Annotated in this window: 24 protein-coding genes; 10 read left to right on the top strand and 14 right to left on the bottom strand. The window is 62.3% G+C overall.

The features are described 5' to 3' along the window. Positions 1 to 3: 3 nt before the first annotated feature. From JO015_08220 to JO015_08185, 8 genes are all read left to right on the top strand, one after another. A complete protein-coding gene (locus JO015_08220; protein MBV9999084.1) occupies positions 4 to 843 on the top strand; it encodes a transglutaminase family protein in 840 nt (279 codons plus the stop codon). Between the two features lie 125 nt (positions 844 to 968). After that, positions 969 to 1,334: a VOC family protein gene (locus tag JO015_08215; protein MBV9999083.1), complete on the top strand. Its 366-nt coding sequence runs from the start codon at positions 969 to 971 to the stop codon at positions 1,332 to 1,334. A gap of 497 nt (positions 1,335 to 1,831) precedes the next feature. Further along, positions 1,832 to 2,464 carry a hypothetical protein gene (locus JO015_08210; GenBank protein ID MBV9999082.1) on the top strand — a complete coding sequence of 211 codons (633 nt, stop codon included), beginning with the start codon at positions 1,832 to 1,834 and terminating at the stop codon, positions 2,462 to 2,464. A gap of 117 nt (positions 2,465 to 2,581) precedes the next feature. Continuing rightward, the gene (locus tag JO015_08205; protein ID MBV9999081.1) at positions 2,582 to 4,057 is read left to right on the top strand and encodes a LarC family nickel insertion protein; all 1,476 of its coding nucleotides are present in this window, start codon (positions 2,582 to 2,584) and stop codon (positions 4,055 to 4,057) included. 34 nt (positions 4,058 to 4,091) lie between these two features. Beyond that, positions 4,092 to 4,892 (top strand): adenine nucleotide alpha hydrolase, encoded by an 801-nt coding sequence (locus JO015_08200; protein MBV9999080.1) that lies wholly within the window; start codon positions 4,092 to 4,094, stop codon positions 4,890 to 4,892. Positions 4,893 to 4,894: 2 nt separating this feature from the next. Continuing rightward, the gene (larB, locus tag JO015_08195; protein MBV9999079.1) at positions 4,895 to 5,587 is read left to right on the top strand and encodes a nickel pincer cofactor biosynthesis protein LarB; all 693 of its coding nucleotides are present in this window, start codon (positions 4,895 to 4,897) and stop codon (positions 5,585 to 5,587) included. Then, entirely contained in the window at positions 5,568 to 6,626 is a 1,059-nt protein-coding gene (locus tag JO015_08190) for an aldo/keto reductase (protein ID MBV9999078.1), read from the top strand. The genes larB and JO015_08190 overlap by 20 nt, the downstream gene beginning before the upstream one ends. After that, positions 6,626 to 7,786, top strand: a complete 1,161-nt coding sequence (locus JO015_08185; GenBank protein ID MBV9999077.1) for a glycosyltransferase — start codon at positions 6,626 to 6,628, stop codon at positions 7,784 to 7,786. The genes JO015_08190 and JO015_08185 overlap by 1 nt, the downstream gene beginning before the upstream one ends. A gap of 60 nt (positions 7,787 to 7,846) precedes the next feature. On the opposite strand, the gene JO015_08180 is transcribed toward JO015_08185, so the two are convergent. Further along, positions 7,847 to 8,368, bottom strand: a complete 522-nt coding sequence (locus JO015_08180; protein ID MBV9999076.1) for a PRC-barrel domain-containing protein — start codon at positions 8,366 to 8,368, stop codon at positions 7,847 to 7,849. A gap of 410 nt (positions 8,369 to 8,778) precedes the next feature. On the opposite strand from JO015_08180, the gene JO015_08175 reads away from it, so the two are divergent. Both JO015_08175 and JO015_08170 read left to right on the top strand, forming a co-directional pair. Further along, positions 8,779 to 9,633 carry an RNA polymerase sigma factor RpoD/SigA gene (locus JO015_08175; GenBank protein MBV9999075.1) on the top strand — a complete coding sequence of 285 codons (855 nt, stop codon included), beginning with the start codon at positions 8,779 to 8,781 and terminating at the stop codon, positions 9,631 to 9,633. 175 nt (positions 9,634 to 9,808) lie between these two features. Next, positions 9,809 to 10,543 carry a Bax inhibitor-1/YccA family protein gene (locus JO015_08170; GenBank protein MBV9999074.1) on the top strand — a complete coding sequence of 245 codons (735 nt, stop codon included), beginning with the start codon at positions 9,809 to 9,811 and terminating at the stop codon, positions 10,541 to 10,543. A 61-nt stretch (positions 10,544 to 10,604) separates the two neighbouring features. Here the strand turns inward: JO015_08170 and JO015_08165 are convergent, their stop codons facing one another. The 13 genes from JO015_08165 to JO015_08105 all read right to left on the bottom strand — a co-directional run. After that, a complete protein-coding gene (locus tag JO015_08165; GenBank protein MBV9999073.1) occupies positions 10,605 to 11,252 on the bottom strand; it encodes a transcriptional repressor in 648 nt (215 codons plus the stop codon). A 133-nt stretch (positions 11,253 to 11,385) separates the two neighbouring features. Further along, complete coding sequence (locus JO015_08160) at positions 11,386 to 12,693, bottom strand: cell division FtsZ family protein (GenBank protein MBV9999072.1); 1,308 nt, start codon at positions 12,691 to 12,693, stop codon at positions 11,386 to 11,388. A 69-nt stretch (positions 12,694 to 12,762) separates the two neighbouring features. After that, positions 12,763 to 13,971: a cell division protein FtsA gene (gene ftsA / locus JO015_08155; GenBank protein ID MBV9999071.1), complete on the bottom strand. Its 1,209-nt coding sequence runs from the start codon at positions 13,969 to 13,971 to the stop codon at positions 12,763 to 12,765. A 21-nt stretch (positions 13,972 to 13,992) separates the two neighbouring features. Further along, positions 13,993 to 15,060: an FtsQ-type POTRA domain-containing protein gene (locus tag JO015_08150; protein MBV9999070.1), complete on the bottom strand. Its 1,068-nt coding sequence runs from the start codon at positions 15,058 to 15,060 to the stop codon at positions 13,993 to 13,995. Beyond that, a complete protein-coding gene (locus tag JO015_08145; protein MBV9999069.1) occupies positions 15,054 to 15,998 on the bottom strand; it encodes a D-alanine--D-alanine ligase in 945 nt (314 codons plus the stop codon). The genes JO015_08150 and JO015_08145 overlap by 7 nt, the downstream gene beginning before the upstream one ends. Further along, complete coding sequence (gene murC / locus JO015_08140; GenBank protein MBV9999068.1) at positions 15,991 to 18,288, bottom strand: UDP-N-acetylmuramate--L-alanine ligase; 2,298 nt, start codon at positions 18,286 to 18,288, stop codon at positions 15,991 to 15,993. The genes JO015_08145 and murC overlap by 8 nt, the downstream gene beginning before the upstream one ends. Then, positions 18,285 to 19,370, bottom strand: coding sequence for an undecaprenyldiphospho-muramoylpentapeptide beta-N-acetylglucosaminyltransferase (gene murG, locus JO015_08135; GenBank protein MBV9999067.1), 1,086 nt, complete (start codon positions 19,368 to 19,370; stop codon positions 18,285 to 18,287). Before murG ends, murC begins: the two co-directional genes overlap by 4 nt. 13 nt (positions 19,371 to 19,383) lie before the next feature. Beyond that, positions 19,384 to 20,529: a putative lipid II flippase FtsW gene (gene ftsW / locus JO015_08130; GenBank protein MBV9999066.1), complete on the bottom strand. Its 1,146-nt coding sequence runs from the start codon at positions 20,527 to 20,529 to the stop codon at positions 19,384 to 19,386. Positions 20,530 to 20,563: 34 nt separating this feature from the next. Then, positions 20,564 to 21,298 carry a LysM peptidoglycan-binding domain-containing protein gene (locus JO015_08125; protein MBV9999065.1) on the bottom strand — a complete coding sequence of 245 codons (735 nt, stop codon included), beginning with the start codon at positions 21,296 to 21,298 and terminating at the stop codon, positions 20,564 to 20,566. After that, entirely contained in the window at positions 21,279 to 22,616 is a 1,338-nt protein-coding gene (gene murD / locus JO015_08120) for a UDP-N-acetylmuramoyl-L-alanine--D-glutamate ligase (GenBank protein MBV9999064.1), read from the bottom strand. Before murD ends, JO015_08125 begins: the two co-directional genes overlap by 20 nt. Further along, positions 22,613 to 23,725, bottom strand: a complete 1,113-nt coding sequence (locus tag JO015_08115; protein ID MBV9999063.1) for a phospho-N-acetylmuramoyl-pentapeptide-transferase — start codon at positions 23,723 to 23,725, stop codon at positions 22,613 to 22,615. Before JO015_08115 ends, murD begins: the two co-directional genes overlap by 4 nt. Further along, positions 23,722 to 25,107, bottom strand: a complete 1,386-nt coding sequence (locus JO015_08110) for a UDP-N-acetylmuramoyl-tripeptide--D-alanyl-D-alanine ligase (protein ID MBV9999062.1) — start codon at positions 25,105 to 25,107, stop codon at positions 23,722 to 23,724. The genes JO015_08115 and JO015_08110 overlap by 4 nt, the downstream gene beginning before the upstream one ends. Beyond that, a partial coding sequence (locus JO015_08105) for a UDP-N-acetylmuramoyl-L-alanyl-D-glutamate--2,6-diaminopimelate ligase (GenBank protein MBV9999061.1) occupies positions 25,097 to 26,398 on the bottom strand: 1,302 nt, incomplete at its 5' end. The genes JO015_08105 and JO015_08110, both read right to left, overlap by 11 nt.

The following is a 26,398-nucleotide window of genomic DNA, read 5'->3' as shown; positions in this document are numbered from 1 at the left end:
CTTATGCTGATCAAGATCGGATATGATATCGCCCTTAGTTTGCCATTCCCGACCGCCGTCATCTACCTGCTGCGCGTTCATCCCGAACGTGAGGCCGATCTAACCGGAGACGAACTCTTCCGGATCGAGCCCGAATCCCCCATCACGCATTATCATGACGTGTTCGGTAACCACTGCGGGCGGGTCAGTGCCCCGGCTGGTACCATCCGATTCGTAAATGAAGCCGTCATCCGGGACAGCGGGGAACCTGATGTTTACGCGCCGGACGCGGCTCAACACGACGTCCGGAACCTGCCCGTCGAAACTTTGCAATTCCTCTTGCCGAGCCGCTATTGCGAAGTCGACAGCGAACTCCTTGATTTCGCCTGGCAACAGTTCGCCAACACGCCGCCCGGTTGGGCCAGGGTGCAGGCGGTGGTCGACTTCGTGCACAAGCACCTGCGCTTCGATTACATGCAAGCCCGCGCCACCCGCACCGCGCTGGATGCTTTCCGGGAAAAGGTCGGCGTTTGCCGCGATTTTACCCACCTGTCGATCACGCTCTGCCGGTGCCTGAACATCCCGGCCCGTTACGTCACCGGGTACCTCGGCGACATCGGCGTACCACCCTCGCCGGACCCGATGGACTTCAGCGCCTGGTTCGAAGTTTTTCTGGGCGACCGTTGGTATACCTTCGATGGTCGTCATAACCGGCGGCGGATCGGCCGCATCGTGATCGGACGAGGACGAGACGCGGCGGACGTCCCGATCACGATGGTCTTCGGGCGTCACCGGCTGGAGAAATTCACGGTGATTACCGAAGAAATCAAAGCGCCCAGCGGAGTTCAGCCCGTCACCGCCTGACGGCGGCCGGCGTGCCTGCAGCGATGCGGGCACCCATGGAGCCGTTGCCCGCCCCAGGAATTCGCGGTGGTTGACAGCCCGGGAGACCACCCCTTTACTGATCGCCTCTCATCATTCGAGAAAAAATGAAGGACGTTGAGCTTGCATTCGCCGTTAACCCCGTCACCGATCTCAAAAGGGCGCGGGATTTCTACGAGGGAACCCTCGGCCTGAGCTCAGGCACGGTATACGAAGGGCGGGGTATGAGCTGGGTTGAATACGAAGTCGGATCGGGGGTGCTGGCCATCGGCTCCGGCGCCGAGCAATGCAAGCCCTCGGTAGATGGCGGCCCGGTCGCTCTGGAGATGGAGGATTTTGAGGCGGCCATCGGGGAATTGAAATCAATCGGATGCACCTTCCTCATCGAACCGGTGGAGAGTTCCGCGTGCCCCAAGGCGGTCATTCTGGATCCGGACGGCAATACCGTTACGCTCCAGAAGCGCAACCCGTGACGGCGTCACACCAAGGTCACAGCGGGAAAGAATCACACGGCGCCACAGCGGCACACGGCGACCACGGCGGGAAGAGGAAGAGTTCGGAGTTCGGGGTTCGGAGCCCGGAGGCGTCGTAGAACCGGGCCCGATCTCCCTGGAGCGTCAGGCTCACCCGGCGGGAAAACGAAATGATCCGCAGAACACGCAGAAGAACGCAGAAAAGAGGATCCATCCACAGATTACACAGATTGACACAGATTAAGAGGAGCGGGCGGTAACTCTAAGCTTGACACTCGCACCTGCCCCCCAGATGCCACTCCGAACTCCGAACTCCGAACTCCGAACTCCGAACTCCGAACTCCGAACTCCGAACTCCGAACTCTTTCCCCCTCTTCCCGCCGTGTTCGCCGTGTTCCGCCGTGGCGCCGTGTGATCCGTTTCTTCGCCGTGGCCGTGGTGTGCCAGAACTCTGCGCTCGACTCGGCGGGGCCGATTCGGGTAATGCAACTATGTAAATGAGAATTTTCATAGCAATTGTGGCGCTGGCTTCGTTCACGTTCGGCTCGGCTTATGGCAATGCAGTCAGTTACGACATCACTGGAGTGATCGACGGTACCCCGGGCTGGCCGAGTTTCGTGGGGTCGAACCCGGCCCCCTTCCGCCTCGATTTCACCCTCGATACCGCCCACCTGACCCTCGACGTCGGCGGCCGGTACCTTTCGATTACGCCAACCGGTCTCTCCTATCAGGTCGGGGGCGTCAAAGAGCCCGTCACCTCGAGCGATGTGGCCCTGCAGATCGCCAGCGCGTACCCCCAACTCGGCTTCGACCTGCAGCACGGGAACGACCTCCTGGCATTCCAATTCAGCGTGAATGCCAGCACCAGCCTGAACCCCCTCTACACGCAATTGCAGAGCGGCCCCGTGCTGAATACCGGTACCTTTTCCAATCTTACGCTCAGCCGGGCTGACATCCTGCCGAGCGGTACGGTGAACGACATTGGGCTCAACATTTCCGATGCACGCATTCTGGTGACCCCGGTACCGGAAACCTCCACGTTCCTGCTTGCCCTCGTTGCCCTGGCCGGGATTGCCGGTTGTCCGGCGGCCAGGAAACTCGCCCGCCGTCGCCGGCGAATCTCCGCCTGACCGGACTGCACGCCGTACGCCACGCTCAGGGAGTCGCCCCCAGGACCATTCGCTTGCAGCCCGGTTGATTGTGGTGTCAACGTGGGGGGTAACCGTCCGGGGACGGCCGTTCTGAGCATGGAAGTACAATTAGATCCGGTAGGAGGCATCGCAGGAGACATGTTCATCGCGGCCCTGTTGCATGCTTTTCCGGAGCATCAGGATGGTCTGTTTGCGGCTGTCGATGCAATGCGCCTGCCTGGGCTGCGCGCCTGCCGCGTGGAAGCGCACCGGAACCATGGTTTGCATGGGTTGCGTTTTTTAGTCGAGGTGGACGGCGCCCAGGCGGGTGATGGTGACGCCGAGGACCATCATACGGGCGAACACCAGCATGCGTCTGTGCCGTGGCCGGCTCCGGACGCGGCGCCCGTCCGGCACGGGCACGGGCACGTTACCTGGCGGGAAATCAAGGGATTGATCGGCGACGCCCTTTTGCCGGCCGGCGTCAAATCCCATGCTCTCGGGATCTTCGGCCTTTTGGCCCAGGCGGAAGCGCAGGTCCACGGGATCGCCGAGGAACACGTGGCCTTTCATGAAGTCGGCGCGACCGATTCGATCGTCGACATTGTCGGAGCCGCCCAATTGATTGCGGTATTAGACGCAGGCCTGTGGTCGATCGGCTCTCTCCCATTGGGTACCGGGCGCATCCGGACCGCCCATGGATTGCTTCCGGTGCCGGCCCCGGCAACGGCTTGGTTGCTGGAGGGCTTTCCGGTGCACCAGGATGGGATCGATGGCGAACGCGTCACCCCGACCGGCGCAGCCATTGTCCGTTACCTGGGTTGCCGACCGCTTGGCCGGCGGATTTCGCAGGCGCTTTTGCGCTCCGGCACCGGCCTGGGCACCAAATCGCTGGCCGGTATCAGCAACTGCCTGCGCGTACTGGCCTTTTCGGAAGCTCCGGCGCGGCGGGAGGAAGACGACCGCGCCGCTTCGCAGATGGACACGGCGGCGGCAGCGGAGGACTGGCGGCCCGGCCACCCGGCCGAAGGCACGGTGGCCGATGGATTTCCCGCGCCGGACTTCTGCCGGCGCGAGCTTGCCGTGGTGGAATTTGAAGTGGACGACCAGACGCCGGAGGACCTTGCCGCCGCTTTGGACCGGTTACGCTCGCACCCTGCGATTCTCGATGTCGTGCAGCAGACCGCGATCGGAAAACGGGGCCGGTCGGCCGCCCATCTCCGGCTTCTCACCGCTCCGGATGACGTCGAGGAAGTGGCTCGGCGGTGCTTTGAAGAGACTACCACCATCGGGTTGCGTTACCATTTTGTGCACGGTTTCACCCTGGCACGCACCATTGAGCCGGTCGCGGTGACGGGCCGGCCGGTCAGGGTGAAGGTCGTGTCACGCCCGGGCGCCGGTTTTTCGGGAAAGGCCGAGATCGAAGATCTGGCCCGCATCGAGGGCGGGCACTTTCGCCGAATCGAAGCTGGCCAACTGGCAACGGAGCAGGCTTTCCGGCAGCTGCGGGACCGTCAACCGTGGTTTAAAGCCGAGCATGAAAACCAAAAGGTTCCACCCACCGAACTTCCCGGCCATGACGAAAGCGCCTGAGCTTTACGCGCCTGACCCTGTTGACCTGGACGGCATTGAGGGCCGGCTGAACGATATCCTGCGCAACGTGCAGCCCGTCGCCATCGCAGTCAGCGGAGGGGTTGACAGCCTTACCCTGGCGACGCTGGCCCACCGGGTGCTGCCCGACGGCGCTTCCGCGATGTTTCACGCGGTTTCCCCGGCCGTCCCTGAAGAAGCGAGTGCGAGGGTGCGCGCCCTTGCGCAACGGGAAGGCTGGTCTCTGACCGTTTTCGATGCGGGCGAGTTTGGAAATGAGAATTACCGCAGCAACCCGGTTAACCGTTGCTTCCACTGCAAGCACAGCCTTTATGAAGCGATTCACCGGTTGACGGACGCGACAATCCTTTCGGGAGCCAATCAGGATGACCTGGGCGAGTATCGTCCCGGCCTGGAAGCGGCACGACTCTTCAGGGTGCGGCACCCGTACGTCGAAGCAGGCCTGGCCAAGGCGGACGTCCGGGCGCTGGCTGCACGCCTCGGGCTCGGGAACATCGCCGACCTGCCCGCCGCGCCTTGCCTGGCAAGCCGGGTCGAATCGGGTATCCGCATCGAGGCGGATACGCTGCGCTTGATTCACCGGGTCGAACAAGCTATCGCCGCCAGCTTAAAGCCCCAGGTCGTCCGGTGCCGGGTCCGGCGCGGTGCAATCGTCATCGAGCTGGATCCGCAAACCCTTGGGCAGCTTTCCATCGACGATCAAGATCGGCTTACCTGCCACCTCCGGTCCTTACCGGACGCCGGAGTTGCGATCCCGCCCGGCACCGCCGTCCGGTATGAACGTTACCGGGTCGGCAGCGCTTTTCTGCACACCTGACGATGCGCGAGGACGAGCAGATCAAACTCGATTTCGACCGCGCCGAACGCCTCGGTTTCAGCGAGGCCGTTTACGCCGAATCCAAGAGCGTTCCCCAGCTGGCGCGGATCCTTGAACAAGCGGCTGTAGCCGGGCAGTCGATCTTGCTGACCCGCTTGGCGCAACGCCAGTACGACGGGTTGCCGCCGGATTTGAAGCGGCAGCTCGACTACGATCCGGTCTCGCGCACGGCGTTTTTTGGCCTGATAAAAGCGCCTCCGGCACGTCCCCGGGTCGCCGTTCTCTCAGCCGGTACATCCGACGCACCGGTGGTCCTGGAAGTCATGCGGACCCTGGCGTTTTATGGTCAGGCAACCACCCTGGCAAGCGACGTCGGCGTTGCCGGGCTCTGGCGCCTCCTCGAGCGGATCAAAGAAATCCGGACCTTCCCCGTCGTAATCGTCGTCGCGGGAATGGACGGTGCACTTCCCAGCGTGGTCGGCGGGCTCGTGCCGGGCCTGGTCATCGCCGTGCCCACCTCCGTCGGCTATGGGGTTGCGGCTAACGGCACGGCTGCCCTGCAGGCGGCTCTGGCCAGCTGCTCCCCGGGGCTGGTCGTCGTAAACGTGGATAACGGCTACGGTGCAGCTTGCGCGGCGTTGCGCGTGCTCGGCGCTTTCGGAACCAGAACATCTTATGAAAACCAGTCGCCGTGATTTTCTGAAAAATAGTTCCCTTGCCTTGGGCGCCGGACTCGTTGCTCCGGCGCTTTTGCCGGCATCGAGCGGCGCGGAGGAATCCGGTCAGGATCAACCGCACCCCGAGCAGACCAGAAAAGGTGACATGCTGTACCGTACCTTGGGGCGTACGGGCCAGCAGGTCTCGCTCGTCGGGCTCGGCGGATTCCACATCGGCAAGCAGCCGGATGAAGCCGACAGCATCCGGATCATCCGCACCGCGATCGATCGCGGGATCACGTTCCTGGACAACTCCTGGGATTACAACCAGGGCGCCAGCGAAATCCGGATGGGAAAGGCGCTCCGTGACGGTTACCGGGACAAAGCCTTTCTGATGACCAAAATTGACGGCCGCACCAAACAGGCGGCAGCCCAGCAGATCGAAGAATCCCTGCAGCGCCTTCAAACCGACCGCCTGGACCTCCTGCAACACCACGAGGTCATCCGCATGGAGGATCCGGACCAGATCTTCGATGAGAACGGCGCCATGGCGGCCTTTCTCGAAGCAAAGCAGGCCGGCAAACTCCGTTTCATCGGGTTCACCGGTCACAAAGATCCGGCCGTTCACCTCCGGATGCTGGAGGTGGCTGGACAGCACGGTTTCCAGTTCGATACCGTTCAGATGCCGCTCAACCTCATGGACGCGCATTTTCGTAGTTTTCGGCACCAGGTGGTTCCGGCGGCGTTAAAGGAAGGCATCGGCGTGTTGGGAATGAAAAGCATGGGCGACGGTCTCCTGCTGAAAAGCAACACCGTGTCCCCGATTGAATGCCTTCATTACGCGATGCATTTGCCGGTCTCAGTGGTCATTACCGGCATCGACTCGATGCAGATCCTGGATCAGGCGTTCGAGGCGGTTCGTACTTACGAGCCGTTCAACTCCGAACAACTGGCCACTCTGCTTGCCAAAACCCGGCAGGCGGCCGCCAGCGGGAAATTCGAGCTCTACAAAACCTCGAACAAATTCGATTCGACGGCCCAGAACCCACGGTACCTGGGCTACCCTCAATCGGCCTGATGCGACTAAGCCGAGGGCCGTTCGGGGTCGCATGGCCTCAGGAGGCTTTACAAGGCGCCATTCTGCCGGTTGCCGCGGCCTGGGCCTGCCTGGGCCTGCTTCCCTGGCGCCCCTGGAGCACCCGCGAACGGCTCGAGCCTGATCCGGCGGCAAACCACCTGGACCTGGGGTCAGTGACGGCCCTGCTTCCCGCCAGAAACGAGGCAGCGACCATCAGCCGTACCCTCAAGGCGCTGGCAGCGCAGGGCGCGGGTTTGCAGATGGTCGTCATTGATGATCAGTCAACCGATGAAACCGCCGGGTACGCCCGGGCGGCCGTTCCGGCCGAGAGACTGACCGTCATCCAGGGCGAACCGCTGCCCCCCGGCTGGTCGGGTAAACTCTGGGCGCTCCACCAGGGGCTGACCCGGGTGCAATCGCCACTGGTGCTGCTCCTGGATGCCGACATCGAATTGCTTCCGGGAACCCTTGCCGCGCTGCTGCGCAAGTTGGAAACGGAGAAGCGCGACCTGGTCTCGGTCATGGCCGAACTCAGCGCCCGATCGGATTGGGAAAAGCTGCTGGTGCCCGCGTTTGTCTATTTTTTCAAACTGCTCTACCCGTTCGCCCTCGGCAACCGGCCCGGAACCAAACTGGGGGTCGCAGCCGGGGGCTGCATCCTTCTGCGCACGGACCGGCTTCGCACCTTAGGCGGATTCGCAGCGTTGCGAGGTGCGCTCATCGATGATTGCACGCTGGCAAAGGAGGTTAAACGTTCCGGCGGCAGCACCTGGGTCGGATTAAGTCACGCCGTGAAAAGCCGGCGGTCTTACGGCCGCTTGGCTGAGTTCTGGCGCATGGTGGACCGCACGGCCTTTACCCAGCTCGGTTATTCTTCGTTTCTTCTCGCGGGCACAACCGTTGCCATGCTTGCCCTCTTCTGGGTGCCATGGGCGGCACTGATTTTTGCGCGGCGCCGGACCCGGTTGCTGGGCCTTGCGGCCGTGGGCATCATGGCCGCCACTTACACGCCCGTGATCCGATTTTACCGGCTGGCCTGGTGGCGGGTTTTTGCCCTTTCCGGAGCCAGTTTTCTCTACCTGCTGATGACGTGGTCGTCAGCCTGGCGCTATTGGCACGGGCAGCGATCCGAATGGAAAGGGAGGGTTTACGGGCGGTGAGCGGGTAACGGCTAACGGGTAACGAGTAACGAGTGGCGGGTAACGGGTGACGGGTGGCGGTCAGTGAGCTTCGTTGATCCAGTCTTTTAATGGGTGCTCCGTAGGGAAAGCGCGTTCAGCAGCGGTGTGTTCGCTCTCGGGTAGCGGAGGCGGGGTCAGGGCCAGGGAACCCGGCTCGTTCGGCGGCTCCGCCTGCCCGGGATTCAGGCCTTCACCCGGCCGGACGTCCTGGATATCGGTAACCCGCTGCGCAGGTACCTGGACTCCGAAGTGCTGATTGATTCGTTCCTTGTCAAGCGCGGCCAACTCCAGACCCGGGACAAAGGCCGGCGCGCTTTTGACGAGCGAGCCCGGGCAGAGAAGCCGGACGGCATACTCGTCCTCCGAGGGGACGACCATTTTTGCGGGAACCAGGTGCGTTTTTCCGAACCCCAAGCCGATCTGAACGCCCGCAAACTCGATCGCCAACGTCGATGGATCGAGCCAGACTGCGTCGACGACGCCGATTTGTTGGCCGTCCGAGTCCAGAACGCTCTTTCCGGTCCAGGTATTCGCCGGGTCCTCAGGTGATGAAATGTCCATGGTAAACTCCGCTACGGCTTCGCGGCACCGGCCCGGGTTGGCCGGGTCAGACCTGCAACGGGGCTTAACGTGAGGAATTTTTTGACAACCCTATAATGCTGTGGTTTCTTGCAGGTTCACGTTTGACCCCGGACAAGCATGACGCTGCTTGTGGCGGGACAAGGGCAAAACGATGGCGGCTTGGGATTTTTTTAGAATCCAAGCTGGAAGTAAGAGGCGAAACCCTTTTTGGAACAATCCTTTGCTGAGAACTAAAAATAAGAGAATAGCAAAGGATTTTCTTGAACACCGTGACTTCTTGGGGTGTCAAAGCCCGAAGGAATTGATTAAGGTGGTTAAGCATTTTCTCAGGCCCGCTGTTTCGGGCAGAGAAGATGGTTGGTTGTCTTTGGAATACCGAACACGTTACTATGGCTGGTGAAGATTCAGATACGGGGATTAAGATATATCTCCGCGAGATTGGACAAATTCCGCTTCTCACCCCCCAAGAAGAGATTGAGCTCGCCGCGCGCATCAAGAAGGGCGACCGTGAAGCGCGTGCGTTGATGATTAAGGCGAACCTTCGCTTGGTGGTTAAAATTGCACACGATTACGCGAATTTAGGGCTTCCGCTGCTTGACCTGATCTCTGAGGGCAACATCGGCTTGATGAAGGCCGTGGAGCGCTTCGACCCGGCAAAAGGTGGCAAACTGAGTACCTACGCTGCTTGGTGGATCAAACAATCCATCAAACGCGCGCTGGCCAACCAGAGCAAGACCATCCGTCTGCCGGTCCATTTGGTCGATAAGATCTCAAAAATGAGACGGGTTTCCTTGCAAATGAGCGAGGAACTGGGGCGTGAACCGACCGATGAGGAACTCGCCGAGGAGATCGGCATTTCCAGCGGCAAGGTTTCACAGCTCAAGACGGTCTCGATCCGTCCTGCCTCATTGGATGCTCCCATCAGCGACGATGACTCGACCGAGTTCGGTGAGATCGTTGGAGATGAGGATGCGCAGACGCCGTTTGAGTTGTTGCGGGATAAGAACCTCCGCGACGAAGTCAGCGAATTGCTTGAAGTGCTCGATGATCGCGAACGGAAGATCATCTTTCAGCGGTTCGGACTGGACGGCGGCAAACCGAAGACCCTGGAAGAGGTCGGCAAGAAGTTCGGCGTGACCCGTGAACGCATCCGGCAGTTGCAGAACATTGCTTTGGCAAAGCTGCGCCGGGCGTTGAGCAAGAAAGAGAAGCCGATTGACGTTCCTCAGGAAGTTCTGGCCTGAACGGTCGAACCCTGAAACGAAGTTCTCGGAACGATGGCCGCGCAGTGCAAGCCGCGCGGCCTTGGTTTTTTTTGAATGCGGCCTCGGTTCCGTCCCGCCGGGTGTGCCGGCCACCCGCGTTTTTCGAGCAAAACCGGCCCGCCTGTGGCATAATATAACTCCTTCAAAGCTCCTTATGCGTTCAACAAATCCGGTTTTAACTGAATCGATGTTTCGTGCGCTGCCGGCATCGGCTCGCGCGATGACCTTGCGAGGCGTGGTCAGTCGAACCCTTCTGCTTCTGGTGCTCGTGGCAGGATCCGCCGCGTTCAGCTGGCGCGCTTGTCTCCACGAACCCGGTCTGGCTGCGCCCTTCGCCTTCGGCGGCGCTCTCGGGGGATTTATCCTGGCGATGGTAACTGCCTTCAGACCGGTCTGGAGCCGGGTCTCGGGCCCGTGTTACGCCCTGGCCGAAGGCTTGTTTATCGGGTCGGTGTCCGTCTTCTTCGAGCAGCGCTTTCACGGCATCGTGGTGCAAACGGTCTGCCTGACCTTTTCAGTGATGTTCGCGCTGCTCGCCGGCTACCAGGCCGGTTTCATCCGCGTCTCCCAGACGTTTCGATCCATGATCGTGGCGGCAACTGCCGGGGTGGTTCTGCTTTACCTCGGGAACATGATCTTCTCCCTGTTCAGCCATCAGTCATTCGGGTTTCTGCAGGATGCAGGTCCGGTCGGCATAGGATTCAGCCTCCTGGTGGCGGCGGTGGCGGCGATGAACCTCGTGCTTGATTTCGAGTTCATCGACCAGGGGGTGCAGGTCCGCGCCCCGCAGTGGATGGAGTGGTACAGCGCCTTTGCCCTGACCGTGACCCTGGTCTGGCTTTACCTGGAAATCCTGCGGCTTCTCTCGAAGATCCGGCGCAACGATTGATTGACTGACCGACTGATCCGGAGCCGAAACGCGGCTTGAGGCAAGACACAGGCGCGGCGCCTTAAGGGGCGGCCTGTCCGGCCTCGCTTTTGAATTTCGGCGACGCCTCCCTGGAGCCCGCACCCGGCGGACTTTCGGGCTCACGCCGGCGGCACTCGCCGGTTTGCAGCAACTCCAGACACGTCGCCTCAATGCGAACGTTCAGTTTTGACGGCTTGAAGCCCAGGCGATTGGCCAGGAAACGTTCACGCAGGGTGATGCACTCGTCCTGCACCTGTACGACCTGGCCGCAGTCCGTACACACGATGTGAAACGCCGCCGGCGATTGCTCCCGGTTCACCTCGTAATAGCGGTGTTCGCGGTTGAGCTCGACCTCCCGGATGAGACGGCTGTCCAGCAGCATCGGCAAGGTCCGGTAGACCGTGGCCAGGGAGATCAACCGGTCAATCTCGCGGGCTTTGGCCAGCAGGTCCTCGGCGTGGAACGGTCCGGTGAAGGAGATGGCCGCACGCAGGATCAGCTCGCGCGGTTTTGTCACCCGGTAGCCTCCCTCCCGCAGGAAGCTGAGCGCTTCCTGGAACAGGGCCTCCGGATGCTTGTTTGCCTCCGGGCCGGTTGGCGGAACCGAACTCACCGGGGGACGCACAGCGGCGGAGAACGCCTTCGGCGAAATCTGATGAAGGATACACTCTGTGCGTTCAAACGCCATGCCAAGCCGATAATATACCCTTTTCGAAAGGCCGCGTCCAGCACGTATCGGGTTCGCCCCCGGAAGCATGCCCGGGGGCGGCTGTCACGGTTTCCTGCAGGCCGGTTCGGGCCTTCCGCGATCCGCATCGCACCTAACGATTCTCCGGGTTTTTGCGCAGGAACGTCGGGATGTCGAGGTTCTGACCATCGATGATAGTCGGCTCACCCTTGTCAAAGCGGCCGCGGGACGCCGGCTCTGCCTGCATCACTTCCGCCCGCTTAGGCGGTGGTTGAAACGGGCCGGTCGTGCCATGATCACCCTCACCGGCAACGGACACAGGCACCGGGCCTGCGGCAATGCGGGCACGATCCGGTAAAACCGTCGCCCTGGCAGGGTCCGGACCGGTGTCCGGAACGGGCGCAGGCAACGTCTGGTAGGGTATAGCGTGCAGAGCCGGCGGCGGCTGCACCGCCCGGACGGAGCCGTCCCCAAGCGAACTCAGGACACTGACGGACAGTTTGCCCCCCATTTTTGAGTTGATCCCGATCCCCATGAAAATCTGGGTCTGTTCGTTGATGTGCCGGTTCAACTCCTCCATCACGATTTGCACCTCGCCCAGGGTGACGCTCGTCCCCCCGCAGATATGAACCACGGCGTGGTAGGCGTCAGCGAGCAACTCGCCCCGGTTCATCAGGGGACTTTTCAAGGCCCTCGTCAGGGCCTCGTGCGCCCGATTTTCGCCTTCCGCCTCACCGTACCCGAAGAGGGCGCGCGCATCCCCGTTACGCAGGACGGCGCACACGTCGTCAAACCCGATGTGAAGCAACCCAGGATGCTGCAGAAGGTTGGCGATTGAGCGAATGCTCTGGCTGATGGTCAGGTCTGCAGCCGCGAAGGCCTCGTGGATTCCCATCCGAGGCAACGCCAGTTCAGCCATCCTGTCGTTCTCAAAGCAGACGACGGCATCGGCCACCGACCTCAGCTGCGCCAGGCTTGTCGCCGCCTGCTGGCATCGGCGCCGGCCCTCGAAGCTGAAAGGCATCGCCGCGAACACCAGCACCAGCGCGTTATTCTCCTTGGCAAGCTGCGTGATCAACGGGCCGGCCCCCGATCCCGTGCCGCCCCCCAGCCCCGTGCAGATAAAGATGACGTTGCCGCCGCGCAGGACGCTCCGGATTTCTTCAACCGCCTCCTGGGCCGCCGCGAGCCCCAGCTCCGGGTCGCCACCCGTCCCCAAGCCGCGCGTCAGGCTCCGGCCAAGCTGAACTTTCTGGGTAGCCACGGACGCGGCCAACGACTGCGCATCGGTGTTAATCGCTACCATCTCCACCGCATCGATGCCGTCCAGCATGACGCGATCCAACGCATTCGAGCCGGCCCCACCCACCCCGACGACCTTTATCGTGATCGGCTCTTCTAAACTGTAACTGCGTTCATATTGCCGGTTTAATTGGACCATAGCCTTTGATTCGATCACCTCATTCCCTTCCTGGTTTTATAGCTTTTGGTATTTATTGAATTTTTCCGATCAGGCGAAAAAAAAACGTTTCAACCGGCCAAAAATGCTTCTCGGGGCCGGCCGGTCCATGTGCATGAACTGGGCATACCGGACAAGCCCCAGGGCGGTCGCATACTGCGGGTTCTCGAAGGCCGAGGTCACCCCGGCGATCGGCAACGCGTGCGCGATCTGTACGGGCATGCTGAACACTTCCATCGCCAGAGATTCCAACCCGCGAATCTGACTGCAGCCGCCGGTAATGAAAACGCCGGCGCCCACCAGGTCCAGGCTCTTCTGATCCGCCTCGATCTGACGACGCACGACCTCCAGGATTTCCCGGAGCCGCGCATGGATAATCTGGTTCAGAACTTCGCGCTCAACTTCCCGGCCGGCAAACCCCGTCTCGTCTTTCAGGACGATCGTTTCATCGGGACGGGTGGTGCCCAGGTTGACGTTGCCTTCTTCAATCTTCAGTCTTTCGGCGCGTGCGGTCGGGATTTTCAGGCCGATGGAAATGTCGTTGGTGATGTGGTCGCCGCCGACGCCCAGGACGCCGCTTTGACGGACGGCGCCGCCGACGTACACGACGTAATCGGTGGTACCCCCGCCGATGTCGATCACAATGGCGCCGAGTTGCCGTTGGTTCTTGTCGAGAATCGCCTGGGCCGTGGCGAACGAGTTGATCACCACGTCCGTCGTCTCCAGATCGAGTTCCTTGACGCAGCGGATGGCGTTCTTGATCCGGTTACCGATCCCGTAAACAATGTGGTAATCCGCCTCCAGCTGTTTGCCGAACAGCCCCACCGGGTTGAGCACGCCGTCCCGGCCGTCCACGTAGTAACGCTGGACGATCGTGTGCAGGATCGTGTTTTGTTCCGGCAGGCTGACGTCGCACGCGTTCTTGCACACCTCTTTAAGGTCGTGCTCCTCGATTTCCTCGCGATCGTCTTCCAGCAGGACCACGCCCCGGTTGTTGAAACTGCGGATGTGGCCGCCGGTGATACCGAGATAGACTTCACTGATGTCGACGTCGCTTTTTTCCTCGGCATCAACGATGGCATCGTGCACGCAGCGTTTTGCCGTTTCGAAATCAACGATCTCGCCCTTCCGGATACCGCGCGAGGGAACCGTCCCGATGCCCAATACCTTTACGGTGCCGTCATGACGCGCTTCGGCCACCACGACGCAAACCTTCGAGGTACCGATCTCAAGGCCTGCGAAAATATTATCTTTAGCCATTCCAGTCGAACCTTCTCGAGTTTAGAGGGCATGCCGTACGTGCGACGCTTTTTTCGGCACCCCGCCCTTTGTTCTCCGGCCCTCGGCCTTGTTTCTGCCGATGATAACCTTGCCGGCGGGTTTGGCGGCGTTGTGGGGGATGATGACCTCGGGCTGCTGATCGATTTCCTCGGGGTCATCCAGCGTTTCAGGCGTTTCCTCCGGGACGAAGGTCACGGGCACGTTGCGTTCGGCCATCAGGTTCGCTGTTTGCAGCGCCTTGCTGTTCTGCTCGCAGTAGTCGAGCAGGAGGGCGAGCCGGTGCAGTTGCCACTCGAGGTTATCCAGGTTAAACGTCACGCTGGCCTTTTGGCGGTCGGTGGCGACCAGGCAATACCCTTTCGAGACGTCAATGCTCCGGATCTGGAAGCGGGTCTGCAGGATCTCGGAGTTGATCCGGATAAGGTCCAATGCTGCCCGCACTTCGTCCTGATCGAGTGCCTGCCCGGGCGAATAGTTGCTGGTCTTGACCCCTGAAATCGCAGGCAGGCCGCGGTACTCGGGGGCGATGGATTTGGTTTTGAGCAGAACGCCCCGCCGGTCAATGAGGTAGGCGTTTTCGAAGTTAAACGAGGCCAGGTTTGTCTCCGGAGGAACCACCCACGCCACCGGGCGCCGTTCCTGGACTTTGATCACCAGACGATCGGGGAGAATGCGTTCGACGCGGCTGTCTTCGATCTGCGGAAGGCTGCCGAGACTTTCCCGTACCTGCGGGAGGTTGACCGAGAAAATGTTCATGCCCTCGCTCAGATTGCAGGCCCGCAGGATGGCTTCCCGGCTAAGATTGCCGTCCGAGACGATCTCGATGGTTTTGACGCGGTAATCCGGGTTTTTGAAAAAGAGCGCATTCAAGGCGCTCTTTGTACCGAAGGTGATGCCGCCCACGACGGCCAGCGCCGTCACCAGAATACAGGACAAAAAAATCACGCGTTGGGTCCGTTGCGCGGCCGCTTTGTGCGCGCGCACCTTGACGTCGAGCAGGTATTGATCGCGACGCTGGCGTCCCGTCGAGACCCGGCGATTCTGCCTGGGCGGAATTTTTTTTACCATTGGCGCTGGTTCGAGGTCCGCTTGTCGAGGGAGAGCTCAACGATCTTTTCGCAAAGCTTCGGCATGGAAAGGCCGGCAACCCCGGCGGCCTCAGGCAGCAGGCTGGTTTCGGTCATTCCCGGGATGGTGTTGACCTCCAGCACGTAGGGCCGGCCTCGCCGGTCCAGGATAACGTCCACTCGCGAGTAGACTTCCAGATCGAGCGCACGATGCGCGGCCAGCGCGGTTTCCTGGACGAGGCGGGTGACCGCGGGATCCAGCGCGGCCGGGCACTCGTGTTCCGCGGCGCCCCCCCGGTTGGTCCAGGTATACTTGTTTTCGTAACTGTAGAAACCGCCTTTCGGCCGGATCTCGATCACCGGCAGCGCCTGCCTGCCCAGGATGCCGACCGTGAGTTCGCGGCCTTCGACAAATTCCTCGATCAGAATTTCGCCGGTCTGAGCGAAAGCCGCCGCCACGGCAGCGTCGAATTCCGCTTCGGTCCTGACGATGTAAATGCCGACGCTGGACCCCTGGCAGGGGACCTTGACCACCGCCGGCAAAGCGAAGCTCGGCCGGCCGGAATCCCCCCTGCGTACGGTGATGTAGGCCGCCGTCGGCACGCCGCGCTCGATGAAGCGCTGTTTGGATGCGATCTTGTCGAATGCCAACCGGCTGCCGGCCACGTTCTCCCCGGTGTACGGCACCCCTTGCTCCTCAAGCAGGCGCTGGACCGTGCCATCCTCGCCGAAGGTCCCGTGCAGCGCGTTGAACACCACATCCACGGCGTCGGGCAACTGAAGGGTTCCATCCGCTCCTGCATCCATCAGGACGACTTCCGCGTCGAGCGCCCGCAACGCTTTGCCCACCGCCGCGCCTGACCGGAGCGACACCTCGCGCTCCGCGCCAGGACCGCCGCACAATACCACCACCTTTTGTCCCGCCAGAAAACTATGCATCCGCAACTCCTATAATCTGAACTTCCGTCTCGAGGTCGATGCCTCGGCTCCGTTTGGCTACACTCCGAATTTCCTCGATCAGATCGAGCACGTCGGAAGCCTTGGCGCCCCCGTCGTTCACGATGAAATTGCCATGCACTTCCGATACGCGGGCTGCGCCGGCCGACAGGTTTTTTAACCCGAGTTCTTCCACCAGCCTGCCCGCAGGGCATTCAACCGGATTTTTGAAGATACACCCCGCACTCGCCGCGATCGGCTGGGTGGCTTTTCGTTTCCGGATCGACGCCTCGAGGCGGTCATTGATTTCGTCGAGGGAGGCCGGGAAACCTCGAAACCCCGCTGACACGGCGATACGGTCCGACAGGGCCGGCACGTTGCGGTAGCGCACGTCCATCTGGTCCGGATACAAGGTCTCAAACTCGCCGCGCACGTTCATCGTTTGCACGCTGACGACCTGTTGAAACGCTTCCGACCCCATGGCGCCGGCGTTCATCCGGAGGCACCCCCCCACGCTGCCGGGAATGCCTTCCATCCACTCGAAACCGCCCAGGCCCGCCGTTCGGGCAGCCGCGCAAACCTGCTTCAGCCGGAGCCCGGCCCCGGCATGGATCTCGTGGCCTCGCACCTTGAGGGAGAGGAAATCGCCGCGGTCGAGGTGAATCACGACTCCGGGGATGCCGCCGTCGCGCACGAGCAGGTTCGACCCCCGTCCGAGCACAAAAACCGGCAAGCGCCGCGCGGAGCAAAAGGCCAGCAGGCTGGACAGCCCGGCGCACGTTTCCGGCTCGACCCAGAATTGCGCCGGTCCGCCCACCCGCAGGGTAGTATGTTTCGAAAGCGGCTCGTAGAGGCGGACCTCGCCCGCGCCGATCACTTCGCGCAGTTCGGCCGCCAATTGCAAATCCTGCACCAGTTTGGCGGCCTCTTCGTGGATGTCCCCAGCCCCGAGGCTGATGATCAGGTCGCCCGGCCGCGCCACCCGGCCGACTTCACGATGCAAGGCCTGGCGTTTCGGAAAGTAATGGACTTGGTCGAAGCCTTGCGCCCGCGCCGAACTCACGATCAGGTTGCCGTCAACTCCCGCGATCGGCCGTTCGCTGGCCGCATAAACTTCAGTTACATAGACCAGGCCGGCGCCCGCAAACGCCCGTCCGAATTCTTCCTTGAGCGCCAGGGTGCGGCTGTAGCGATGCGGTTGGAACATCACCAGGATGCGCGCGCAATCCAAAGCCTTGGCCGTGGCGAGGGTCGCCCTGATCTCGGTAGGATGGTGGCCGTAATCGTCGATGACCGTGTATTCCGGGCCGGCCAGCTTCACCTCAAACCGGCGGCGAGCGCCGCGGAACGACTCGAGCGCGCCGGCCACGTCCCTGAATTCAAGGCCGAGTTCAAGGGCCAGGGCGATCACCCCAAGCGCGTTGCTTACGTTGTGGTGTCCCGGTACCCCGAGGAAGACCCGCCCCAAAAAGCGGCCGCGGCCACTGACTTCAAAATCCGAGCCGAACGCGGTGGCCGAAACCGCGCCGCCTCGGTAATCGGCGCGCTCGCCGAATCCGAAGCTGACGGCCTGCGGGTGCGCCCCGCCCAGCCGCGCCGCGTGCGGGTCATCCACGCAGTAAAAGGCCGTGCCGCGCGTCTGTTCAAGAAACGTCCGGAACACGCGCTCGATCGCCGGAAGATCTTCGTAGTAATCGAGGTGTTCCTCCTCGACGTTCAGAAGGATGCAATGCTCCGGCTTATACTGGGTCAGGGTGCCGTCGCTCTCGTCCCCTTCCGCCACGAAGTATTCGCCTTCGCTTTCCCACCAGGCGTTCGTGCCGAGCAGGGGAATTTCTGCGCCGACGTAGTGGGACGGCTTCATCCGGCCGCAGCGCAAGACGTGGGCGGCCATCGCCGTGGTCGTCGTTTTGCCGTGCATCCCGGCAATCACGATGCCCTTCTTCAATGACATCACGGCGGCAAGCGCTTCAGCCCGGCGCAGCATCGGCAGCCCGAGACGACGCGCCTCGTCGAAAGCAGGGTTCCCGGTCCGGATCGCCGACGAGTAAATGATTAACTCAGCCCCGTGGACGGTTTCTGCCGTCTGCGGCAGGTGAAACCTCAGACCGAGCTTCTGCAGCCTTTGGATCTCGCCCGTGCTGACGCGATCCGAGCCGCTGACCTCATGCCCTAACGCCAGCAGCAACCCCGCCAAACCGCTCATGCCGGATCCCGCGACGCCGATGAGGTGGACGCGCCGGGAACCGCTTAAGAGGAGGTCGGTCGTGATTTCTTCTACCGCTAAATTCATTTGACGGATGTCTCGATCAACCGGGCAATTCGCTCGGCTGAATCCTGCGGGGCCAACGCCCGCATTCGTGCTGCCATCTGCCTTCTCCCGGCGCCATCCGCCAGAAGCCGGTCTATCAATGAGCCAAGCGTGTCTTTGTCGACCCGCGCCTCCTGTATTACTTCAGCCGCCCCCTGCCTCGCAAATATTTCCGCATTTAAAAGTTGATGATTTTCCGCCGCGTACGGAAATGGGATCAGCACGCTGGGTACCCCGAAGTAAGCAAGCTCAGCCAGGCTCGCGGCTCCGGAACGCGCCACCGCGAGATCGGCTGCCCCGTAAACGTCCTGCATGCGATGGTAAAACGCGCCCACAAACGCCGGGATGCCCGCGCTTTTATAACTTTCCGAAACGCTGTTTTGATCCTGCGTCCCGGTGAGGTGAATGAATTGAACGGGACGGCCGGCGAAACGCGTCAGGGTTGCCAGGGTCGCCTGGTTGATCCCGTGCGCGCCCTGGCTGCCGCCCATTATCAACACGGTCTGAAAATCTGTTTTCAACCCCAGGTCGCGTCGCGCCGCAGCGCAGTCGACGGTACTGCGCAGGCTCGCCCGGACCGGTGTTCCAGTTACCTCGACGCGAGCCCTGGGAAAAAAACGGCGGCAATCCTCAAACCCGACCAACACGCGGCTGGCCAGCCGGGCATTCAGACGGTTCGCTTTACCCGGGATAGCGTTCGATTCGTGCACAAAGGTAGGTAAACGGCGTACCCGGCCGGCGAGGATCGGCGCGGTGGACGTAAAGCCGCCCATCCCCAGCACCGCCTGCGGCTGGAAATCCCGATACACCCGCTGGCACCGGGCAAACCCTTTCACCGCCTTGAAGGCAAATCGCGGCAGGTCCGCCGAGACGAGGCGCGGCAACCCGATTGCGGGAATGCGCTCGATGCGGAACTCGGTCCGGTCCCGCACCGCCGTCGCGTCGACCGGTTTTTCGGAGATCAGCAGCAACACCTGGTGACCGCGCGCCTGCAGCACTTCGGCAACGGCAATCCCTGGAAACAGGTGCCCTCCCGTGCCGCCGCATGCAATCGCCACGTTCATGAATCCCGGCCCGCTAAATCCTCTTCAGGTGGCGGATGCGCACCGGGAGCCGCGTTTTGTCTGAGGAAGAGGTATCCTTACCCTGCCGGTAGATGTTAATGAGGATGCCGACGCAGACCAGGCTGAAGAATAAGTTGGATCCTCCATAGCTGATATAAGGGAGCGGCAGACCTTTGTTAGGCAGTAACGAAGTTGTCACCCCGATATTGATGGCCGCCTGCAGCGCCAGAATGGTAGTCAAGCCGAACCCGGCGAGCATCCCGAAACGGTCCTTGGCATTCAGAGAGATCAGGATGCCCGCGGTCAGGACAAGCAGGTAGCAGAACACCACCAGCAAGGTCACCTTCAGGCCGAGTTCCTCGCCGATGACGGGGAAAATGAAGTCGGTGTGTGCGTAAGGCAGGTACAACATCTTCTGGCGCCCGTTGCCCAGGCCGAGGCCGTCGATCCCGCCGGAGCCGAACGCGATGAGCCCCATCAACTGCTGGTGGCCTTCGGTCTCCTGGTATTTTTCCGGGTTAAGAAACGCGAGCAGCCGGCTCTGGCGTTCGGAGATGCGCCAGGCCACCGCCAGGAGACCCACCAGACCGCTCAACACCAGCGGCCCCAGGTAACGCAAACTGGTGCCGGCGACAAACATCATCAGGAGGACCGTCCCGCCGATCAGCAGCGTGCTGCCCAGGTCCGTCTCGGTGATGATCAGCAGCAAAATGACGCCGATCACCGCGAAGGGAAAAGCGAAGGTCTGCAGAAACTTCCGTTTAACCTCCTCCTCTCTGGAAAACCACCAGGCGATGAACATAACCGACGCCAGCTTGGCCAGCTCCGACGGTTGAAAGGTCAGCGGCCCGGCGTGCACCCAGCGGGATGAACCATTTAACCGCATCCCGATCGGACGGATGAAACAAAGGGTGAGGAGGACGATCGAAGCGCCTAACCAAAAGTGCCAGGTTTTCTGCCACCAATGGTAGTCGACCACTGAACACACGACTACTCCGGTGAGACCTACCCCTAACCAGAAACTCTGCTTTTTTAAGAAGCTGAATTCGTCCCCGTGGTTGTCCGGGGCGTAGGCGCCGGTGCTGAAAAGCATGACGATGCCGATCAGGGTCAGCGTCCCGACGGCCAGCACCAGGAGGTAGGCGCTTTGTTTGTGCATGACGAACGGTAGCGGGCGCAGGCTCGGTTACAGATTATGGAACGGCCAGCTTTTGGCCGACCTGCAGCTTCCGCGGGTCCTGGATGTTGTTCACCTTCAGCAGCTCGGCGGCACTCACTTTCAATCGCCTGGCGATCAGCGCCGGGGTATCGCCGCGCTGGACGACGTAACTGCGGGAACCGTCTTCAGCCTCTTTATCGGGACCGGTGCCACCCTTGTCCGGGGCCGCGTTGTTGCCGGCTTTCGGGGGCGCCGCCGTCTTGGGGTTTTCCACGAGTTTCTGGACGTTCAGCGGTACCGGGCGCAGGGCCGCTTTCTCGGGAACGACCAGATCCTTGCCGGGAACCAGCGCTGCGCCGGGCTTAAGGTTGTTGGCCAGCTCGAGGTCGTGAGGCGCGAGGCCGTTGGCCATGGCGATCGTTGCGAGCGTTTCACCCGGCTTGACCCGGTGGGTGGAGTTGGCCGCCGGCGTCAACTCGTTCTGGTTTGTGGTCGCCGCGACGTTGCCCGGGAGCGATTCCCCCCGGCCTTTCGCCGTCCCGCTGCCGGCCTGCTGGCGGTCTTTCAACGCGCTGAAGGCAAAAATGCCGCCGACCGCCACGACGTGCAACAGCAGCACCACCACGAAAGCGCGGGATAGTTTCACGTTGGGCTCTTCAACCTCATGCTCCTCCGGCGCGTATTTCACCGGGGCGCGCTGGGCCGTCGCGCGCAGGCGTTGGTTGGAGGCGTGCTTGCTGGGTATGCGGTTAAGGGAACGTTTCATCATCTTCACGTGGTAACTCCTGAACGATCCGGCGGAACTGGTCGCCGCGGTCGGCGTAGCTTTTGAACATGTCGAAAGACGATGTGCCGGGCGAGAACAGGACGACGTCGCCCGCCGAAGCGGCGCCGGCCGCCGCGCGCACGGCTTCAGCCAGGGTCGCCGCCCGCAGGCACGGGACCCGGTCCAGCCAGGCTGCCTCGATCGCCGGCGCCATTTCGCCGATGAGCACGGCCCGCTTCACTTTTCGCGCGGCGAGATCCCGTAACGGCTCGTACCCGAAGCCTTTGTCTTTGCCGCCGGCGATGAGAACGATGGGCTGCTCGGCTGATTCCAGCGCCTTGGCCATGGCGTCGAGGTTCGTCGCCTTGGAATCATTGATGAACGTCACGCCGGCACGTTCACCGACCGGTTCACAGCGGTGCGGCAGCGGGCGGTACGATTTGATCGCTTCAGCAGCCGCCGCGAGGTCAAGTCCGAGCGCCAGCGCAACGCCCAGCGTTGCCATGACATTCTCGAGGTTGTGCACACCGCGCAGGCCGGTGTCACGCAGGCTCAGGATATGCCGGTCCCCGTGGTAGAGGTTGTCTCCCTTACTCCAGAAATCGCCTCCCGGCATCGAGGCACTGAAGGTGATCCGCCGGGCTCCCAACGGCGGCAGCGCATCGGCCAGGTTGACGACCGCGAAATCAGCCGCCGTCTGATTTTCAAAAACCCGCAGCTTGGCCTGCCGGTACTCGTCCATGTCGCGGTAACGGTCCAGGTGATCCGGCGTCAGGTTAAGCCATACCGCAACCTCCGGGCGAAACGTTTGGATGGTTTCCAGCTGGAACGAGCTCACCTCGAGGGTGAACCGGTCCAGGCGCTCCTGTTCCAGGAGCGCGTCGCTGAGCGGCCGTCCGATATTTCCGCAGGCGACGGTCCTTACCCCTGCCTGGTTCAGGACGCGTTCGATCAACTGCGTCGTGGTGGTTTTGCCGTTGGTGCCCGTGATGGCGATCACCGGCCGGCGGCAGCATTGAAAGGCCAACTCCAGTTCCCCGACCAACGGCGTCCCGCGGGTCACAAACCTCCGGAACAGCGGCGCTGCAGGGGCGATGCCGGGGCTGACGACGGCCAAATCATAATCACCCGGCACGGTGTTTGCGCGCTCCCCCAGGACCAGCGTCATGCCGAGCGCAGCCAGGCCGCTCGCCCGGACGGGGTCGGGCGTACCGCTGTCAAGCACCGTCACCCGGGCCCCTTCCCGGCATAACAACTTCGCCGCGGCCTCGCCGCTGCTGCCCAGACCCAGGACCGCCGCACGTTTTCCTTCGAATCTCATCGCAGTTTCAACGTTGCCAGCCCGAGAAAGGCGAACATCAGCGACATCGCCCAGAAACGCACGATAACGGTGTTTTCTTTCCAGCCCTTGAGTTCAAAATGGTGGTGCAACGGCGCCATCAGCAACACCCGTTTGCCGCGCAGCTTGAAGCTCAGGACCTGCGCAATCACCGATAAGGCTTCGATCACGAAGATGCCGCCGACCACCGCCAGCAACAGTTCCTGTTTGCAGCAGATCGCCACCACCCCCAGGGTGCTGCCGATCGAGAGAGAACCGGTGTCGCCCATGAACACCGTCGCCGGATGACAGTTGAACCAAAGAAAACCAAGACCGGCCCCGACCAGCGCGGCGCAGAGCACGGCCAGTTCGCCGCTCTGACGGTAAAACGGCAAATCGAGGTAGGTGGAAAGCGGGACGCTGCCCGCGGCGTACGTCATCACCGCGTACGTGGACGCCACCGTTACCGTGCAACCCGTGGCCAGGCCGTCCAACCCATCCGTAAGGTTCACCGCGTTGGACGCCCCCATGATGACCAGGGCGTAAAAAATCAGCGTCAACCAGCCCAGGTTTTCGACGATCGGGTCCTTGAAGAATGGGATAAAAAGCTCCTTGGCCTGGACCTGCAGGCTCGGATTCAGCAGAAAATAGGCGGTCACCACGACGGCCAGAAAAAATTGGCAGACCAGCTTCACCCGCCCGGGAACACCGTCGGATTTCTTCTTCTTGACCTTGAGGTAGTCGTCCGCGAACCCCAGGGCGGCGGTGAAGACGATCGTAAAAAGGCAGAGCCAGACAAAGCCATTATCCCAGCGCGCCCACAGCAGCGTGGCGATTACCACCGAGCCCATCAGGAGGACGCCGCCCATGGTCGGCGTACCCTTTTTGCCCCCGTGCAATTCATAGAGCCGGTGCACCTCCTCGGCGGTCCGGATCGGCTGCCCGAATTTCAGGGAGGTGAGAAGCCGGATCACCCAACTGCCGAAGAGCAGGCACAGCAAAAACGCCGTGATCGCCGCGCACACCGCCCGGAAGGAGATGTATTGGAAAACGTTGAACCCGCTGAGGACAAAATGGGGCGGCTGGCTGAGATAGTACAAATAGTACATCATGGCGCCCTCCACTTACCCTCCTTTTCCAGCGCTTCAAGGCCCCAAATCACCCGGCCCATTTCGGCCGAGGCGCTGCCCTTGACCAGAACCACGTCCCCGGCGCGGAGCACGCTGCGGAGGAGTTGCACCGCTTCATCGTGCGATCCCGTGGCGCGCACCAGGGGCGAACCCGCGGCGGCCGCCGCCCGCCCGATCTCGGCGGCCTCATGGCCCACGGTGATGACGCACTCGAACCCGGCCTCGGCGGCGCTCCGGCCCACCCGGCGATGACCGGCTTCGCTCTCCTCACCCAGTTCCGCCATGCGGCCGAGCACGGCCACTTTGCGTCTGCCGGACTGCATGCGCGCGACCGTGTGCAGCGCCGCCACCATCGAGTCCGGGTTGGCGTTGTAGGCGTCATCCACGATGAGCATCTCCCGCAGCTTCTGCACGCGGAATCGGCCCCCCGGCAATTGCAGGCCGGCCAACGCGCGAGCCGCCTCGGCCAGGGTGACGCCAAATCGCAAGCCGGCGGCGACCGCCAGCGCCGCGTTGGCAACCATGTGTTCGCCCGGGACCGGCAACTCCACGGGCTCGGCACGGGCGCCGTCGGCCAGGGTGAAACTCACCCCGCGATCGTGAAACCGCAGGTCCCGCGCCTGGACCTCGCCTCGCCCCAGCCCGGCGGTCGTCACCGCCGCCCGGCAGCGCGCCGCGATGCACGGGCTAAACCGGTCGTTGGCGTTCAGCACCACGAATCCTTCGGGACCGATCGCCTCCGCGACGGACGCTTTTTCGACGGCAATGGCCTCCTGGGAATGGAAATGACCGATGTGCGCCACGCCGATGTTGGTGATCACGGCTGCCGCAGATCGCGCCAGGGCCGCCAGGGGCTTGAGTTCACCCGGATGATTCGTCCCCATTTCCACCACCCCCAATTCGTGTTCCGACCCGAAGCTCAGCAAGGTAAGCGGGACGCCGATGTGGTTATTCAGGTTGCCGAGCGTTTTGCCGGCCCGGTAACGCACGCCGAGGACTGCCGCGAGCATCTCCTTCGTGCTCGTCTTGCCGTTGCTGCCGGTGACGCTCACAGTTTGCAGCGGCAGCGTTGCGCGGTAGGCCGCCGCGATCCCCTGCAGGGCCGCCAGCGTGTCGGCCACGCACAGTTGCGGCCAATCGTGCAGGGCCGGATCCGGCCTCGAAACGACTGCACCGGCCGCGCCCGCCGCCTTCGCCGCCGCCAGAAACGCGTGCCCGTCGAATTTCTCGCCGTGTAACGCCACGAAAAGGTCGCCCGGCTTCACGATCCGGCTGTCGGTCACGATGCGCTGCACCTGGACGTCTCCGGCCGGAACGCCCAGGCCTAACCAGACGGCAATCTGTGCAATCGGTCTAGGATCCATGACGCACCAATTCCACGGGCCGATCCTCGAGGGCGCGCGCGGCGACTTCCACGTCGTCAAACGGGACGATGTGATCAGCGAACTCCTGGTACTTTTCATGGCCTTTGCCGGCGATCAGAACGATGTCACGCGACTCGGCCAGGGCGATGGCCCGTGCGATCGCCTCACGGCGGTCCACGATTTTTTCGTAATTGCGGCGCCGGAAGCCGGCCTCGATGTCCCGCAGGATCGCCTCCGGGTCTTCCTTGCGCGGGTTATCGGAAGTGATGATCGCGTGATCGGCGTACTGGTCGGCAACCGCCCCCATAAGCGGGCGCTTGGCCCGGTCGCGGTTTCCGCCGCAACCGAAAACCAGAATGAGCCGGTGCGGGCGCAGGTCGCGGCAGGTCTTGACGACGTTCAGAAGCGCATCGTCGGTGTGGGCGTAATCGACGAAAACCTGGAACTGGCGCTTGGCCGGCACCATTTCCAGCCGGCCCGGAACCTGGGGTGAACGCGCCAGGGCCAGAACCGAGGACCGCAGGTCGACGCCCATCGCGTAAGTCGCCGCCAGAGCCGCCAGCGAATTGTAGATGTTGAAGCGGCCGATCAGCGGGAGCCGGACGAGGTAGGAGCGTTCCTGCGCGTCCAACTGGTAGGAGGTTCCGCTCAGCTCCACCTTGAAATTGCTGGCCCTGAATTCGGCCCGCGCCCCCATTCCGTACGTGACCAGCCGAAGATCCTTGCCGAAACGGGCCGCCAATTGTTGCCCGTACGGATCATCGATGTTGATCACCGCCGCCTTGGTTTTCTGAGGGTGGGCGCGCAGGGATTCGAACAACTTCGCCTTGGCGTCGAAGTAATTTTTCATACTCCGGTGAAAGTCGAGGTGGTCCTGCGTAAGGTTGGTAAAGACGCCGACGTCGAAAGCGATCTCGGCGACGCGCTCCTGAGTCAAAGCGTGCGAGGAAACCTCCATCGCAACCGCCTGGCAGCGCGCTTCAACGCACCGCGCCAGCATTTCCTGCAGATCGAGGGCTTCCGGCGTCGTGCGCTCAGCCGCCAACACGCGGTCGCCGACCTGGTAGGCGACCGTCCCGATCAGGCCGGTGCGCTGGTGGGCTCGTTCCAGGAGGTGTTTGATGAGGTACGTCGTGGTGGTTTTTCCGTTGGTGCCGGTGATTCCGGCAATCCGCAGCTTGTCCGCCGGCCGGCCGAAAAAGAGGGCCGCAGCCTGGGCCAAGGCGCGGCGGGAATGGGGGACCACGATCGAGGTCGCGCGGTCAAAGGCGGCCGGCTGCTCGCCTATCAC

The sequence above is a fragment of the Verrucomicrobiota bacterium genome, assembly GCA_019247695.1.
In the GTDB taxonomy this organism is placed as follows: Bacteria; Verrucomicrobiota; Verrucomicrobiia; order Chthoniobacterales; family JAFAMB01; genus JAFBAP01.
The sequence above is the reverse complement of the archived record's forward strand: the minus strand, read 5'-3'. Positions and strand labels throughout refer to the sequence as shown.

Bases quoted from the DNA above. Each gene is read 5' to 3' on its own strand.
- JO015_08170 (MBV9999074.1), top strand. From the start codon at position 9,809: ATGCGTTCAACAAATCCGGTTTTAACTGAATCGATGTTTCGTGCGCTG.
- JO015_08115 (MBV9999063.1), bottom strand. From the start codon at position 23,725: ATGATGTACTATTTGTACTATCTCAGCCAGCCGCCCCATTTTGTCCTC.
- JO015_08110 (MBV9999062.1), bottom strand. From the start codon at position 25,107: ATGGATCCTAGACCGATTGCACAGATTGCCGTCTGGTTAGGCCTGGGC.
- JO015_08145 (MBV9999069.1), bottom strand. From the start codon at position 15,998: ATGCATAGTTTTCTGGCGGGACAAAAGGTGGTGGTATTGTGCGGCGGT.
- murD (MBV9999064.1), bottom strand. From the start codon at position 22,616: ATGAGATTCGAAGGAAAACGTGCGGCGGTCCTGGGTCTGGGCAGCAGC.
- ftsA (MBV9999071.1), bottom strand. From the start codon at position 13,971: ATGGCTAAAGATAATATTTTCGCAGGCCTTGAGATCGGTACCTCGAAG.
- JO015_08160 (MBV9999072.1), bottom strand. From the start codon at position 12,693: ATGGTCCAATTAAACCGGCAATATGAACGCAGTTACAGTTTAGAAGAG.
- murC (MBV9999068.1), bottom strand. From the start codon at position 18,288: ATGAATTTAGCGGTAGAAGAAATCACGACCGACCTCCTCTTAAGCGGT.
- JO015_08215 (MBV9999083.1), top strand. From the start codon at position 969: ATGAAGGACGTTGAGCTTGCATTCGCCGTTAACCCCGTCACCGATCTC.
- JO015_08150 (MBV9999070.1), bottom strand. From the start codon at position 15,060: ATGGTAAAAAAAATTCCGCCCAGGCAGAATCGCCGGGTCTCGACGGGA.
- JO015_08205 (MBV9999081.1), top strand. From the start codon at position 2,582: ATGGAAGTACAATTAGATCCGGTAGGAGGCATCGCAGGAGACATGTTC.
- JO015_08190 (MBV9999078.1), top strand. From the start codon at position 5,568: ATGAAAACCAGTCGCCGTGATTTTCTGAAAAATAGTTCCCTTGCCTTG.
- ftsW (MBV9999066.1), bottom strand. From the start codon at position 20,529: ATGCACAAACAAAGCGCCTACCTCCTGGTGCTGGCCGTCGGGACGCTG.
- murG (MBV9999067.1), bottom strand. From the start codon at position 19,370: ATGAACGTGGCGATTGCATGCGGCGGCACGGGAGGGCACCTGTTTCCA.
- JO015_08185 (MBV9999077.1), top strand. From the start codon at position 6,626: ATGCGACTAAGCCGAGGGCCGTTCGGGGTCGCATGGCCTCAGGAGGCT.
- JO015_08175 (MBV9999075.1), top strand. From the start codon at position 8,779: ATGGCTGGTGAAGATTCAGATACGGGGATTAAGATATATCTCCGCGAG.
- JO015_08210 (MBV9999082.1), top strand. From the start codon at position 1,832: ATGAGAATTTTCATAGCAATTGTGGCGCTGGCTTCGTTCACGTTCGGC.
- JO015_08165 (MBV9999073.1), bottom strand. From the start codon at position 11,252: ATGGCGTTTGAACGCACAGAGTGTATCCTTCATCAGATTTCGCCGAAG.
- JO015_08180 (MBV9999076.1), bottom strand. From the start codon at position 8,368: ATGGACATTTCATCACCTGAGGACCCGGCGAATACCTGGACCGGAAAG.
- JO015_08220 (MBV9999084.1), top strand. From the start codon at position 4: ATGCTGATCAAGATCGGATATGATATCGCCCTTAGTTTGCCATTCCCG.
- JO015_08125 (MBV9999065.1), bottom strand. From the start codon at position 21,298: ATGATGAAACGTTCCCTTAACCGCATACCCAGCAAGCACGCCTCCAAC.
- larB (MBV9999079.1), top strand. From the start codon at position 4,895: ATGCGCGAGGACGAGCAGATCAAACTCGATTTCGACCGCGCCGAACGC.